The sequence below is a fragment of the Comamonas sp. A7-5 genome (assembly GCF_039581385.1).
GTDB lineage: Bacteria > Pseudomonadota > Gammaproteobacteria > Burkholderiales > Burkholderiaceae_C > Comamonas > Comamonas thiooxydans.
Map to the genome: position 1 here is coordinate 519,322 of NZ_JBCPWO010000003.1, position 13,819 is coordinate 533,140.

The following is a 13,819-nucleotide window of genomic DNA, read 5'->3' on the forward strand; positions in this document are numbered from 1 at the left end:
AAGTGAAACCGGGAGACGCGCGATGAGCAAACTACCTTTGTGGATGACAGGCCTGGGCCTGCAGCATCCCATCATTCAGGCCCCGATGGCCGGGACCTCGACCCCGCAGCTGGCGGCTGCCGTGAGCAATGCATACGCCCTGGGTTCGGTCGGCATAGGCGCCTACGGCCTTGAGCAGGCGCGCCAGCACATCGAACAGACGCGTGCGCTGACCGATCGCCCCTTCAACGTCAACCTCTTCTGTCACCGTGCGCCGGCAGCAGATGCCGAGCGCGAAGCGCAGTGGCTGCGCTATCTTGCGCCGGAGTTCGAGCGCTATGGCGCGTCCGCGCCGCCCAGCCTGCGCTGCATCTACGAGTCAGCGCTGGGCAATGAGCGGTTGCAGGCCATGCTGCTGGAGCTGCGCCCCGCCGTGGTGAGCTTTCATTTCGGCCTGCCGGAGCAGAGTTTTGTCGATGCCTTGCGCGCCGCCGGCATCACCACGCTGGCCTGCGCCACCAGCCTCGACGAGGCGCGCCAGATCGAGCAGGCCGGGGTGGATGTGATCGTGGCCCAGGGCATGGAGGCGGGCGGCCATCGCGGCGCTTTCGTGCCCGAGCAGGACAGACTGATGGGGACTTTGGCGCTGGTGCGGCTGCTGGCGCGCGAGTCCCGTCTGCCCGTGGTCGCCGCAGGCGGCATCATGGACGGTGCCGGCATCGCTGCCGCTTTGCAGCTCGGAGCCTGCGCCGTGCAGATGGGCACGGCCTTCATCCTCTGCCCCGAATCCGCCGCCAGCCAGGCCTACCGCACCGAGCTGCAAAGCGACAGCGCGCAGCACACGGCCATCACCGCCGCCATTTCCGGGCGTCCTGCGCGCGGCATGTTCAACCGTCTGCACCAGCTGGGGCGGGACTATGCGGGAGCGCTGCCCGCCTATCCCATGGTGTATGACGCGGGCAAGGCGCTGCACCAGGCAGCCAGCGCGCAAGGCAGCAGCGACTATGCCGCGCACTGGGCCGGCCAGGGCGCACCGCTGGCTCGCGCCATGCCCGCCGCCGAGCTCGTGCGCACGCTGGCGCAGGAGCTGGAGCAGGCGGAGCACGCCTGAGCGGGCTTGAGCGGGCTTGAGCGGATATTCGGTGCGCCTGGAGTAACCATCTGATTTGATAGCTGTCATCGCTTGTAATGCATCAGATCTGGACTGTTTACGCCAAGATTTGAATACTGAATTGCGATGACTGCTATGGTTTTAGCTGTTGCAGCGAATGACCGATGCATCCTTTGAAGCGAACAGACGTCGCACCGCATCGGCGCGCCGCGTCAGCACCGCGCGCTGGTTGACGTAGCCCTTGTCGGTGATCTCTCCGGCCTCCGCGTCCGGCGGATCGGCCAGCACCAGCGCGCAGCCGGGGCTTTGCGAGCTGCCCGCGCCTGCGTCGCGCTGCTCGTGCATCACGCGGCGCAGTGCCTGTGCCAGGGTTTCGGGGGCGGCAGCGCCTGCGGGCGTGGCAAATACCAGCAGGCCCAGCTCGTCACGGTCGTGGCCTGCGATGACGATGTCCTGCACCCATGGCGCCAGGCGCGACACCAGTTCCACGCGCAGCGTTCCCACCGAGACCCAGGTGCCGCTGGAGAGCTTGAAGTCCTCGGCCACGCGGCCGTTGAAGATCACGCCACGCTCGGGTCGCTGCTCGTCCACGACGAAGCCTGCGTCGCCGATGCGGTAATAACCTTCCTCGTCGAAGGCCGCAGCCGTTTCGCGCGGTGCGTCGCGGTAACCGGGGAAAACCGACACGCCCTTCACGCGCATTTCCTGCTTGTTGCCGTTGGGCACGAACTTGAGCTCCAGCCCGGGCAGCGGCGCACCTATGCAGCCGGCGCCGTCGAGCTGCCAGTGGGCCGAGGTGATCGCGGGCGAGGTCTCGGTGCAGCCCCAGGACGTGGTCAGCCACAGGGGGCGGCCCGGGCGCACGCGCTGGGCCACTGCCTCCAGCCGCTTCCAGGTCGAGGGGGCCAGCGCCGCAGCTGCGTAGAAGGCCAGGCGAAGGCGCGAGAGCATGTCCGCCGCCAGCGCGTCGTCGGCCTCCATCAGCGGCAGCACCATGTCGAAGCCGCGCGGCACGTTGAACCACAGCGTGGGGCGGACTTCGCGCAGATTGCGCACCGTCTTCTCGATCAGACCCGGTGCGGGCCTGCCCTCGTCGATGTAGAGCGTGCCGCCATGTGCCAGTACCAGATGCAGGTTGTGGTTGCCGCCGAAGGTGTGGCTCCAGGGCAGCCAGTCCACGAGCACGGGCTTTTCATGCTCCAGGAAGCGCCAGGTCTGCGCCATTTGCTGCTGGTTGGCGCACAGCATGCGGTGCGTGTTGATGACGACCTTGGGCGTGCCTGTGGAGCCCGATGTCAGCAGGTATTTGGCATGCGTGTCGGGCGCGATGGCCTCATAGGCGGTGCGCACGGCGACTGTCTCGGGTCTGGCCATGAGCGCCTCGAAATCCAGACCGCCAGGCCAGTGCTGTGCATGTGCGCTGAAGACGCAGGGCGCGCGGGTTTCGCAGGCCGCCAGCGCCGGTCTGTACAGGCGCGCGTCCGATGCGTAGATCAGCGCGGGCTGCAGCACCTGGAGCATCTGGCGCAGCCGCCCGAAGTCGCGCGCCGTGCGCGAGTAGGCACTGGACAGCGAGCAGGCTGCCCGGCCCACGTGCATGGCGGCCAGCATCAGCACCGCGTGATCGATGGCGTTGTCCGACAGTATGACCACAGGGCCGGGGGGTAGATCCAGGTCCAGCAGTCCCTGGGCCGTGCGCCCAACGGCCTCGCGCAGCTCGCCCCAGCACAGCTGGCGCCAGCCGCTTCCGTCGGGTGTGCGCTCGGCCAGGGCCGGCGCCTCGGGTGTTTCGCGCGCCCAGCGCTCCAGCCACTCGCCCACGCAACGTGCATAGGGCTTGAGCGCCACGGGCGATCGCAGCACGAAGCTGCCGTCGTCGAGATCGATGCGCAGGCTGCGCGGCGGGGCGACCTGCTGTGGGTCGGACAGGAAGTCTATGGCTTGCATGCGTGCTCCTCCATGTGGGCTCAGAACAGCGAGCCCTGGGCCTTGGCCCGTATCAGGTCGGTCAGCAGTTCGTCGCGCGTGCGCTCCAGCTCCTCTTCGCGGCGTATGCCGCGCGCCTCGGCCACGCCCTGCACCACACTGTCCTTGAGCGCCGCTGTCATGGCCGGATTGCCAAGATCGCGCCACCAGCTTTCGATGGGGCCGCCCAGGTGCTCCAGCAGATGCTGCATGCCGCCCTGTCCGCCAGACAGATGCAGGTTCATGAATGGCCCCATCAGTGCCCAGCGCAGGCCGGGACCGTGGGCGATGGCCGTGTCGATGTCGCTGACGCTGGCCACCCCCTGGTCAACAAGGTGAAAAGCCTCGCGCCACAGCGCGGCCTGCAGGCGGTTGGCGATGTGGCCAGCGATCTCGCGCCGCACATGAATGGGGCGCTTGCCCAGCGCTGCGTAGAAGTCCATGGCGCGCTGGATGCTGTCTGGCGAGGTGGCATCGCCACCACCCACTTCCACCAGCGGAATCAGGTGCGGCGGATTGAAGGGATGGCCCAGAACCACGCGCTGCGGCGTCTTGCAGCGTGCCTGCATGCCGCTGACCGGCAGACCCGAGCTGCTGCTGGCCAGCAGTACCCGGGGTGGTGTGGCCGCGTCCATGCGCGCATAGAGGTCAGCCTTGAAGTCGGCGCGTTCGGGGCCGCTTTCCTGCACGAAGTCGCAGCCGTCCAGCGCACGCTCAAGTTCGGCGTCGAAGCGCAGGCGTTCGAGCGAAGCTCCATCCACCAGCCCCATGCGTTGCATGGTCGGCCAGTGGCGCTGCACCGCTTCGCGCAGGCGCTGCTCGGCGCCGGGTGCTGGATCGGTGGCCGTCACATCCAGGCCGCGCGCCAGGAAGAACGCTGCCCAGCTGGCACCGATCACGCCGGTGCCGACCACGGCCACGCGCCGTATCACGGGTGCGGCTGCGCTCATGATGTCTTCCATTGCGCGCAGCGCGTCTCGGCGCGTGTGGTCCAGGCGGCCTCGCCCCGGATGGTCTCGACCACCTTGTAGTAGTCCCAGGGCTCTCTGGATTCGGCCGGCGTCTTCACCTGCATCAGATGCATGTCATGCACCATCAGGCCGTCGGCGCGCAGCCAGCCATCCTTGACGAACATGTCGTTGAAACGGGTCTTCCTGAGCTGTTCCATCACCTTGGTGCCATCGTCCGTGCCCGCGGCCTGCACGGCCTTGAGGTACTGCAGCGTGGCGGAGTAGTCGCCCGCATGGAAGGAGGTGGGCATGCGCTTGTGCTTGTCGAAGAAGCGCCGCGCCCATGCGCTGGCCTCGGGGCTCTGGTTCCAGTACCAGCTGTCGGTCAGATACATGCCCTGTGCTGTCTTCAGGCCCAGGGCGTGCACGTCCTGAATGGTGATGATCATGCCCGCGAGCTTCATCTTCTGCGCCAGCCCGAATTCCGCCGCCGACTTGATGGCGTTGACCGTGTCGCCGCCTGCGTTGGCCAGGGCCAGTACATCGGGCTTGGCCGCCAGAGCCTGCAGCATGAAGGACGAGAAGTCGCTGGCGCCCAGCGGGTGCTTGACCGCACCGGCCACGTTGCCGCTGCCGGCTTCAAGCACCTTGGCGGCATCGGCCTGAAGCGCATTGCCGAAGGCATAGTCGGCCGTCACGAAGAACCAGCGTTTGCCGCCGCTCTTGAGCACGGCGCTGGCCGTTCCGCGCGCCATGGCCACCGTGTCGTAGGCATACATGACCGTGTAGGGCGAACACTGCTCGTTGGTGAGGCTGGAAGCACCCGAGCCGACCACGAAATAGGGCTTGCGCTTATCGCGCGCCACGCCCGCCATGGCAATGGCCGCGCCCGAGTTCACGCCGCCGATCAGCATGTCGAAGCGCTCCACGTCGAACCATTGGCGCGCCTTGGCTGCGGCGATATCAGCCTTGTTCTGGTGGTCGGCCGCCACAAGCTCGATCTTCTTGCCGTTGATGGCTCCGCCCATGTCGGCGATGGCCATGCGTATGGCCTCTGCGCCTGCCGGTCCGTCGTAGTCGCGGTATACGCCCGACATGTCGCTGATGAAGCCTATGCGTATCACATCGTCCGAAATCTGAGCTGCTGCCGTGGCCGCACCGGCCAGCGTCACGGCGCCGGCCAGGGCCTTGCATGTGAGTTTCATGATGCTGTCTCCTCGTTGTTGTGCGAACTGTGCTGCGTCGTGTGCTGCTCAGGCAGCCTGTGCCATGGCGGCGGGCGCGAACGCGGGCAGCGGCATGCCGCCGCGTTGCAGCCCCATGATCTGACGCGCTTCCTCGGGTGTGGCGGGCTCCATGTCGAGCTCGCGGATCAGGCGCACGATGCGCTCCGTCAGCTGCACATTGGTGGCCAGCTCGCCCTGGCGGTAGTAGAGGTTGTCCTCCAGACCCACACGCGCATGGCCGCCCAGCAGAAGCGCAGCCACATTGGCCTCCAGCTGCGAGGGGCCGATGCCGCTGACGCAGAAGATGCTGTTGGCGGGCAGAACGTCCACCATCTGCTGCAGGTAGCGCGGCGAGAACGGCATGGCGTTCTGGAAGTTGCGGTGGACGTTCATCACCAGGTTGATGAAGTGCGGTGCGGCATCGTGGTCTTCCTCGATCAGCGTGGTCACGTCCTGCAGGATATGGGTGTGTGCGAAGACCTCCCACTCTGGCTTGATGCCGCGTGCCTTCATGCCTACGGCCAGCTCGCGGCCCCGGGACAGCGGCGTGTCCATGAGGATCTCGCGCCCGCCGAAGCTCAGGTTCAGCGTGGTCGCATCCAGCGTGCACATCTCGGCGCCTGCGTCCATGCCCTTGATGCGCTCCTCCCAGGCGATTTCCCAGCGCCCGCCCTGCAGCTCGCGCACCATGTCGCCGTGCACGCCACCACCCGTGGAGTTGTTGATCACGATGTCGCAGCCCGCAGCGCGGATGCGGGTGTTGATGTCGCGGTAGATGTCGGCATTGCAGGTGGCGCCGTCATCGGGGCGGCGCGCATGGATGGCAGCCACGCTGGCGCCCGCATTGCAGCAGCGCACCACGTCCTCGGCGATCTCGTCCGGCTGGGTAGGGAGATAGGGGTTCTGCGATTTGTGGGCCATGCCGCCCGTGGGGGCAATGGTCACGATCACTTTGCGCTTGCTCATGGCGTCTCCTGATGCGTGGGGTTGGGTCGTCAGCTATTATTTTTTTCACCCCTGCACGAATCAGTCGTTGCGATGACATTTGACCTCGGGGTAAGTACGCAAGGAGCTTCACCATCGCCCGCCATCACCGCTCAACGGCCGCGGCCCGTCCCACCCTCGATGAATTGCTGTCTGGCTCGGCCTGGTTTCCCGCGCTCGACGTTGCCGTGCGCGAACGCGTGCGTGCCGAGATGCGCGAGGTGGACCTGCCCGCGGGCACTGCGCTGTGCCGTATGGGAGATGCGCCTCGGCACTGGTATGGCGCCATCGAAGGGCTGCTCAAATGGTCGGTGAGCAGCGCCGACGGTCGCTCGGTCACGCTGGGAGGTCTGTCGGTGGGCAGCTGGTTCGGCGAGGGAACGGTGCTGCGCGGAGTGGCGCGCACGGCGGACGTGATCGCTCTGCGAGACAGCCGCGTGGCCTTGATGCCTGCCGAGGTCTTTGAATGGCTGCGCGGCAGCGAGCGCAGCTTCGAAGCCTTTTTGCTGCGTCAGATCAACGAGCGCATGCACTGGTTCCTGGGCAACTTTGCGGCCCACCATCTGCTCGATACCGACAGTCAGGTGGCGCGTGCACTGGTAGGCCTGTTCCACCCCTGGCTGCATCCGGGAAGCGACCCGCGCCTGCGGGTGTCCCAGGAGGAGATCGCCAACCTCTCTGGCCTGTCGCGCCAGCGCTGCAACGCAGCGCTGCGGCGCCTGGCGGCGGCCGGCCAGATAGAGATCGAATACGGCGGCATCACCGTCATCGACCTGCCGCGGCTGCGATCACGCGTGCTCGCAGCTGCGTCGTTCTAGCGGCCAGATTCGCTCTGCGTCACGTTGCTCTCGCCGTGCTCATGGTAGGCAGCGATGGCGTCCATCAGTTCCTGCAGCTGGGCCGATACCTGCTGCTCCTCGCGCACCAACATATAGCGGGGGCGCACTGCCCAGGCGTCGGTCAGCGGCACGCGGCAGACGCGCGGCAGGCCGCGGTAGCGCTGGGCCACGGTCTCGGGCACCACGGCCACGCCCACGCCTGCCGCGACCATGCGACACATCGAGTCGAAGCTGGACAGCTGTATGCGCAGCTTCAGCGTGGTGCCCAGTTGCTGGCTCAGCCGTTCCAGAAAAGTCTGCAGAGTGCTGCCACGGTGCATGCCCACAAAGCGCTCGTGCAGCACATCGGCAAAGGCCACGCTGCTCATGTCTGCCCAGCGCGCGAGTCCCGACTGCCCGTGGTCGCCGCAGGCAGCATCATGGACGGTGCAGGCATTGCCGCAGCCCTGCAGCTGGGAGCCTGTGCCGTGCAGATGGGCACGGCCTTCATCCTCTGTCCCGAATCCGCAGCCAGCCAGGCCTACCGCACCGAGCTGCAAAGCGACAGCGCGCAGCACACCGCCATCACCGCCGCCATTTCCGGACGCCCTGCGCGCGGCATGTTCAACCGTCTGCACCAGCTGGGGCGGGACTATGCGGGAGCACTGCCCGCCTATCCCATGGTGTATGACGCGGGCAAGGCGCTGCACCAGGCCGCCAGCGCGCAAGGCAGCAGCGACTATGCCGCGCACTGGGCCGGCCAGGGCGCACCGCTGGCTCGCGCCATGCCTGTCGCCGAACTCGTGCGTACGCTGGCGCAGGAGCTGGGCGCGGCGACTTCGGCCTAGCCTGGATCAGGCGAGGGCCTCCCAACAAGGCATGGAGCGGTCTTTCGAAGCTAGACTACTTGTTTGTCGCGCAGCGCCTGCAGTTGCGCAGCGTCGAGCTGCAGTCTTTCACGCAACACCTCCTCGGTGTGCTGGCCCAGGGCTGGAGGCGCATAACGCAGCGTGGCCGGAGTGTCGGACAGGCGCAGAGGGCTGGCCGTGGTGGCTACCTGGTTGATGCATTCGCCCTGCGGAAGCTGTCCATCCGGGTAGCGCTGCTGCGTGATGAGCAGGCCACGTGCCTGCACATGGGGGTCTTCAAAGGCCTCACGGATGTTGTTGATGGGGCCGCAGGGCACGGCGCGGGCTTCCAGCAGTGCGATCCAGTCGGCCGTGCTGCGGCTGAGGGTCAGCTCGGACATCATGTCCACCATCTCCACGCGGTGAATGACCCGGCCCGCGTTCGTGGTGAAACGTGCGTCCTGGTGCCAGGCCACGCCGGCCGCTTCGCAAAAGCGTGCGAACTGGCCGTCGTTGCCTATCGCCAGCAGCATATTGCCGTCGGCCGTGGGAAAGTCCTGGTAGGGAACCACGCTGGGGTGGGTGTTGCCCTGGCGGCCCGGAATGCTGCCGGTGTTCAGGAAACCTGTGCCTTGGTTGGCCAGCACTGCCATGGCCACGTCCAGCAGCGCCATATCGATATGCTGGCCTCGGCCCGTATGGTGTCGTGCTTCCAGCGCGCTCAGAATGGCGCTGGTGGCATACATGCCGGTGAACAGATCGATCACGGCCACACCCACGCGCAAGGGGCCGCTGCCGGGCTCGCTGTCCGCGCGGCCGGTGATGCTCATCAGGCCGCTCATGGCCTGGATCAGCAGGTCATATCCTGCGCGCGGCGCATAGGGCCCGGTATGGCCGAAGCCGGTGACCGAGCAGTAGATCAAACGAGGATTGAGGGCCGCGAGGCTGGCGTAGTCCAGGCCGTAGCGCTGCAGGCCGCCGGTCTTGAAGTTCTCGACAACGATGTCGCTGTCCTTGGCCAGCTCGCGGATGATGGCTTGGCCTTCCGGGGTTGCCATGTCGACCGTGACCGAGCGCTTGTTGCGGTTGCAGGCCGCAAAGTAGCAGGCGTGGGCAGAGGCGTCGCCCTGTGCATCTGCAAAAAAGGGCGGGCCCCAGTGGCGGGTGTCATCGCCCTCGCCGGGCTTTTCGATCTTGATCACGTCGGCGCCCATATCGGCCAGATTCTGTGTGCACCAGGGGCCGGCGAGCACGCGTGAGAGATCGAGCACGCGCAGATGGCTCAGGGCACCTGTGCGGGCAGTGGCGGAGGAAACAGCTGCAGCAGTCATGAAGAGATCGGGTCCGAATAGAGGGCTGGCAGCCATCGTAGGCAGACTGGTCTGCTGCGTGCTTCGCATTTCTGAAAGCCGGGTTTATCCGGGCCGGTCACGCCAATACGCGACAGCCAGCCAGCTGGCGGCGTTCTTACAATGGGCCATGTCCATGCACTTTGACCTCGTAGACCTGCGCTTGATGACCCATATCGCGGAGGCCAACAGCATGACTCGTGGCGCCGAGCTCTCGTGCATTTCGCTGCCGGCTGCCAGCACGCGCATCAAGAACCTGGAAGACAGCATCGGCACCAAGCTGCTCTACCGCACCAGCCAGGGCGTGACCCTGACGCCGCCCGGCCAGGCGTTTGTGACCCATGCGCGCATGGTGCTCAGCCAGATCGAGCATCTGCGTGGTGACATGCAGGAGTACGTGCGTGGCATCAAGGGCCATTTGCGCGTGTATGCCAACACCACCTCGCTGAGCGAATTCCTGCCGCCGGTATTGCGCGAGTTTCTGGGCCGCAATCCGGATGTGAATGTGGATCTGCGCGAGCGCCTGTCCCACGACATCGTGCGCGCGGTGACCGAAGGGCAGACCGACATCGGCATCGTGGCCGGTCTGGTGCGTACAGAGAACCTGGAAACCCTGCCCTATCGCAAGGACAGGCTGGTGTTGGTGGTGCCCAAGGGGCATGCGCTAGATGGGGAGATGCAGCTGGCGTTTTCCGACACGTTGGATCTGGACTATGTGGGCCTGCACGAGTCCAGCGCCATCCATGCTTTTCTGCGTCAGGCCTCGGACCATCTGCACAAGCCCATCAAGCAGCGCATCCAGGTCGGCAACTTCGAGACGGCTTGCCGAATGATCGAGTCCGGCGTGGGCGTGGGCGTGCTGCCGGAGTCGGCGGCCAGCCGCCATGCGGCGGTCATGAACATCGCCATCGTGCCGCTGTCGGATGCCTGGTCGCTACGCGATATGCAGATCTGCATGCGCAGCCTGGATGCGTTGCCCAGTTTTGCCAAGGAACTGGTGCAGCTGCTGGTGATCGATGCCGCAGGAACGTCCGATACCGGCAAGCTGCTCTAGGAGCGCAAGCACTTTCTAGAACGAGAGCGCATTGCGTACGTGGAGTATCGATTTCAAGGTGATTCAAGCCTAAAAACGTGACCCCATGAGCGGAAGCTGCTCACTTTTCCAGTCTGGTGGGGGCCTTCCAGTACTTGAACGTGCCCTGGGCGGTAGCCACCAGTGTGCCTTGTGCGTCGGTGATCCTGGCGGCGCAGCTGCACAGGCTGCGGCTGGCTTGCACCACCCAGCCCTCGGCCAGCAAACCGCCGCGACCGGGACGGTGAAAGCGGCTGCTCATCTCCACCGTCACGGCGGTCTGCGACGGCGCCTGGGGCAGCGCGCTGGCGGCGCGCGACATCACCGAATCCAGCAGGCTCATCAGCACGCCGCCATGAGCGGCAGGCAGCTGGTTGAGCAGCTCCTCTCGCAACTCGGGCAGTCGTATCTGCACCATGCCGGGGGGCGCATCTGCCACCTGGCAGGCGCCCAGCAGGCGCATGAAAGCGCTGCGCTCATGGCCGAATTCCACAGGCCTTGTTGTCGGCGGGGTGATGACGCTCATGCGTTGGCGCGGGCTTCGCGCACCATGTTGCGGGCAATGATGATCTGCTGAATCTGCGTCGTGCCTTCGTACAGCCGGAACAGGCGCACATCGCGGTAGAAGCGCTCGATGCCGTATTCGGACATATAGCCCGATCCGCCCAGGATCTGCACCGCGCGGTCGGCCACGCGGCCGCACATCTCGGTGGCGAACATCTTGGCGCAGGAGGCCTCGGTCGACACATTGCTGCCGTCGTCACGGCGGCGGGCTGCATCGATCGTCATGCATTCGGCCGCGTACAGCTCGGCCTGGCTGTCGGCCAGCATGGCCTGCACCAGCTGAAAGTCACAGATCGCCTGGCCGAACTGCTTGCGCTCCAGCGCGTACTGCAGGGCATCGCGCAGAATGCGCTTGGCGCAGCCCACGGCCACGGCGGCAATGTGGATGCGGCCTTTTTCAAGCACCTTCATGGCAGTCTTGAAACCCTTGCCTTCCTGCAGGCCGATCAGATTGGCGGCCGGCACCTTGACGTTGTCAAAGATCACGTCGCAGGTGTGGGCGCCGCGTTGGCCCATTTTCTTGTCGTATTTTCCGAAGCTGATACCCGCAGACCTGGCGTCGACGATGAAGGAGGACACACCACCCGCGCTCTTGTCCTCGGGGTTGGTGCGGGCCATCAGCGTGAACATGCCCGCGTGCGGCGCATTGGTGATGAAGCGCTTGGTGCCGTTGACGATGTAGTGGTCGCCGTTCTTGACCGCCGTGGTGCGCAGCGATGCCGCGTCCGAGCCGGCTTCGGGCTCGGTCAGCGCGAACGAAGCAATCACCTCGCCGGTGGCAAGCCTGGGCAGCCACTGCGCCTGCTGCTCGGGCGTGCCGTCCATCAGAATGCCTTGTGAGCCAATGCCGACGGTGGTGCCGATGACGGAGCGAAATGCCGGTGCAGTCTGGCACAGCTCCAGCAGCACGCGGACTTCTTCTTCCATGGTCAGCTCCAGACCCCCGAAGCGCTCGGGAATGGTCAGACCGAAGAGGCCCAGATCGCGCATCTCCTGCACGATGGTGGCGGGGATCTCGTCGGTGTCGGCCACTTCGTTCTCGGCAGGAACCAGACGCTCGCGCACAAAGCGGCGCACGCTGTCGAGCAGGGCTTCAAGGGTTTCGGGATCGCGAATCATGTGATTTATTCCTTGTCTCGTGGCTATGTCTTGCCTGATGGGTAGCTTCTTCAAGAACCACTCAGCAGCTACCGTTCGTGAGGTAGAGGCCGGTGCGGCTTCACGCGGAGGCTGGCCTGCACCGAAAAGCGGGCGCCTTGCCAGGGATGACGCGTAGCGGCCTGGGCTTAGAGTGCCTGCGCGGTTCCCAGAACCGCCGTGGCCTGGCTGGACAGCGTGCCGCCATTGCCATGGACCACGGCCGTGCGGTGGCGTTCCAGCTGCCGCAGGCCGGCCTGACCGCGCAGCTGGCGCACAGCCTCGATCAGCAGGAACACGCCATACATGCCCGGGTGGACGCAGGACAGACCGCCTCCATTGGTGTTCACGGCGAGACGACCGCCGGGGGCGATGGCGCCGCCTTGCACAAAGGAACCGCCCTCGCCCTTGCGGCAAAAGCCCAGGTCTTCGAGAAACAGGATGGTGTTGATGGTGAAAGCGTCATACAGCTGGGCCATGTCCATGTCGGCTGGCGTCAGCCCCGCCATGGCAAAGGCCTGCCGGCCGGATTGGGTGGCCGAGGTCACGGTCAGATCGGGCATGCAGGAGATCTGGCGGTTCCAGCAGACCGTGGCATTGCCCAGGATGTAGACGGGGGGCTGTGCCAGATCTTTGGCACGGTCTGCGCGGGTGAGCACGATGGCGCCGGCACCGTCGGTAACCAGACAGCAGTCGCGCACGCCCAGGGGACTGGAGACCATGCGCGCCTTAAGCACATCGTCGATGGTGAGCGGGTCGCGCATAAAGGCTTCGGGGTTGAGCTGGGCCCAGGCACGGGCTGCTACCGCCACCTCGGCCAGCTGCTCGCGCGTGGTGCCGTACTGGTGCATATGGCGCTGGGCGGCCAGCGCATAGGCCGAGGCCGGCAGCAGCGGCTCGTAAGGGTGTTCATAAGGCTGAGGGTCCATGGTGCGGCGCGCGGCAACGATGTCCTTGCGGCCTGCGGAACCGGAGCGCTGGGCGCTGCCGTAGCAGATCAGCACGGCTTTGCACTGGCCGGCTTCCAGCGCGCGCATGGCGGGCAGCAAATGGGCCACGAAGCTGCTGCCGCCCAGCATGGTGCCGTCGATGTAGCTGGGATTGATGCCCAGATGTTCGATCACCGGCATGGCCCACATGCTGGCGGTGACGCTGCAGGTGGCAAGGCCGTCGATGTCCTGCATGGTCAGGCCGGCATCGGCCACGGCCGCGTGGGCAGCACGTACCAGTAGCGTCATATCGTCCATGCCGGGGGCTTCGCCGCAGCCATAGGTGGCAGCGCCGGCAATGGCCACTTTGCCGCGCAGGGCACGATTCACGGTTGCGGCATCCAGGCTGGATGAAGGCAGAGAAACGCTCATGCGACCTCTCCTGGTGCATTGACGGCGGGGTGGAATACAACCAGTCCCTTGCCGTTGTGCTGGATCGTCTGGGCAGTGACCCGCATGCCGATCTGCACGCGTTCGGGTGCAATGCCTTCGATGCGGCTCATCATGCGCACGTCTTCATCCAGATCGATCAGTGCCACGTTGTAGTCGCCACCGGCTTCGGCTTTGCGGGTGATGGTGGTGGTGGAGTAGACCGTGCCCTGGCCGCTGGGGCGTACCCAGCGCAGCGGGCTGGCGCCGCAGTGCGGGCACAGCTCACGGGGGGGGAACACATGTTGCTGGCAGGACGTGCATTGCTGGATGGCAAATCGGCCGGCATCCAGTTCGGCTTGGTAATGGGTCTGCGCGCTTAAGTGCATGGGTGAGGCTCCGGGTTTCCTTGTTTTGAGGTCAGCATGCCTGCATCGCGCCCCGGTCTCAATTCGTGA

The 13,819-nt window shown here is 65.9% G+C and carries 13 protein-coding genes and 1 pseudogene; 4 read left to right on the top strand and 10 right to left on the bottom strand.

All coding sequences use genetic code 11. The annotated features are described in order from the left end of the window. Positions 1-22: 22 nt before the first annotated feature. On the top strand, positions 23-1,090 hold the full coding sequence (locus AAIL67_RS07855; RefSeq protein ID WP_343483706.1) for a nitronate monooxygenase: 1,068 nt from the start codon (positions 23-25) through the stop codon (positions 1,088-1,090). Positions 1,091-1,231: 141 nt separating this feature from the next. Here the strand turns inward: AAIL67_RS07855 and AAIL67_RS07860 are convergent, their stop codons facing one another. Genes AAIL67_RS07860 through AAIL67_RS07875 form a run of 4 tightly spaced genes read right to left on the bottom strand, consistent with a single transcriptional unit; the run spans position 1,232 to position 6,197 of the window. After that, positions 1,232-3,037, bottom strand: a complete 1,806-nt coding sequence (locus AAIL67_RS07860) for a feruloyl-CoA synthase (RefSeq protein ID WP_343483707.1) — start codon at positions 3,035-3,037, stop codon at positions 1,232-1,234. Between the two features lie 20 nt (positions 3,038-3,057). Then, positions 3,058-4,005, bottom strand: coding sequence for a 3-hydroxyacyl-CoA dehydrogenase NAD-binding domain-containing protein (locus AAIL67_RS07865; RefSeq protein ID WP_063662740.1), 948 nt, complete (start codon positions 4,003-4,005; stop codon positions 3,058-3,060). Continuing rightward, entirely contained in the window at positions 4,002-5,210 is a 1,209-nt protein-coding gene (locus tag AAIL67_RS07870; protein WP_063662742.1) for an ABC transporter substrate-binding protein, read from the bottom strand. The genes AAIL67_RS07865 and AAIL67_RS07870 overlap by 4 nt, the downstream gene beginning before the upstream one ends. Positions 5,211-5,258: 48 nt before the next feature. Further along, positions 5,259-6,197: a 3-keto-5-aminohexanoate cleavage protein gene (locus AAIL67_RS07875; RefSeq protein ID WP_034382825.1), complete on the bottom strand. Its 939-nt coding sequence runs from the start codon at positions 6,195-6,197 to the stop codon at positions 5,259-5,261. Between the two features lie 164 nt (positions 6,198-6,361). Between AAIL67_RS07875 and AAIL67_RS07880 the strand changes: the two genes are divergently transcribed. Then, the gene (locus AAIL67_RS07880) at positions 6,362-7,033 is read left to right on the top strand and encodes a Crp/Fnr family transcriptional regulator (RefSeq protein ID WP_343483708.1); all 672 of its coding nucleotides are present in this window, start codon (positions 6,362-6,364) and stop codon (positions 7,031-7,033) included. Here the strand turns inward: AAIL67_RS07880 and AAIL67_RS07885 are convergent. Then, a complete protein-coding gene (locus AAIL67_RS07885) occupies positions 7,030-7,422 on the bottom strand; it encodes a LysR substrate-binding domain-containing protein (protein ID WP_343483709.1) in 393 nt (130 codons plus the stop codon). The two genes, AAIL67_RS07880 and AAIL67_RS07885, sit on opposite strands and share 4 nt — an antisense overlap. Before the next feature lie 9 nt (positions 7,423-7,431). On the opposite strand from AAIL67_RS07885, the pseudogene AAIL67_RS07890 reads away from it, so the two are divergent. Beyond that, positions 7,432-7,881, top strand: a pseudogene (locus AAIL67_RS07890) (nitronate monooxygenase); the annotation flags it as partial. Positions 7,882-7,931: 50 nt separating this feature from the next. Here the strand turns inward: AAIL67_RS07890 and AAIL67_RS07895 are convergent. Beyond that, positions 7,932-9,212: a CaiB/BaiF CoA-transferase family protein gene (locus AAIL67_RS07895; protein ID WP_343483710.1), complete on the bottom strand. Its 1,281-nt coding sequence runs from the start codon at positions 9,210-9,212 to the stop codon at positions 7,932-7,934. Between the two features lie 148 nt (positions 9,213-9,360). Here AAIL67_RS07895 and AAIL67_RS07900 point away from each other — a divergent pair, with 148 nt between their 5' ends. Further along, complete coding sequence (locus AAIL67_RS07900) at positions 9,361-10,284, top strand: LysR substrate-binding domain-containing protein (RefSeq protein ID WP_003070474.1); 924 nt, start codon at positions 9,361-9,363, stop codon at positions 10,282-10,284. A gap of 100 nt (positions 10,285-10,384) precedes the next feature. On the opposite strand, the gene AAIL67_RS07905 is transcribed toward AAIL67_RS07900, so the two are convergent. From AAIL67_RS07905 to AAIL67_RS07920, 4 genes are all read right to left on the bottom strand, one after another. Beyond that, positions 10,385-10,828, bottom strand: a complete 444-nt coding sequence (locus AAIL67_RS07905; protein ID WP_343483711.1) for a PaaI family thioesterase — start codon at positions 10,826-10,828, stop codon at positions 10,385-10,387. Beyond that, positions 10,825-11,985 (bottom strand): acyl-CoA dehydrogenase family protein, encoded by a 1,161-nt coding sequence (locus AAIL67_RS07910; protein WP_343483712.1) that lies wholly within the window; start codon positions 11,983-11,985, stop codon positions 10,825-10,827. The genes AAIL67_RS07905 and AAIL67_RS07910 overlap by 4 nt, the downstream gene beginning before the upstream one ends. Before the next feature lie 167 nt (positions 11,986-12,152). Further along, complete coding sequence (locus AAIL67_RS07915; RefSeq protein WP_343483713.1) at positions 12,153-13,364, bottom strand: thiolase; 1,212 nt, start codon at positions 13,362-13,364, stop codon at positions 12,153-12,155. Further along, positions 13,361-13,750, bottom strand: a complete 390-nt coding sequence (locus tag AAIL67_RS07920) for an OB-fold domain-containing protein (protein ID WP_343483714.1) — start codon at positions 13,748-13,750, stop codon at positions 13,361-13,363. The genes AAIL67_RS07915 and AAIL67_RS07920 overlap by 4 nt, the downstream gene beginning before the upstream one ends. Positions 13,751-13,819: the final 69 nt, after the last annotated feature.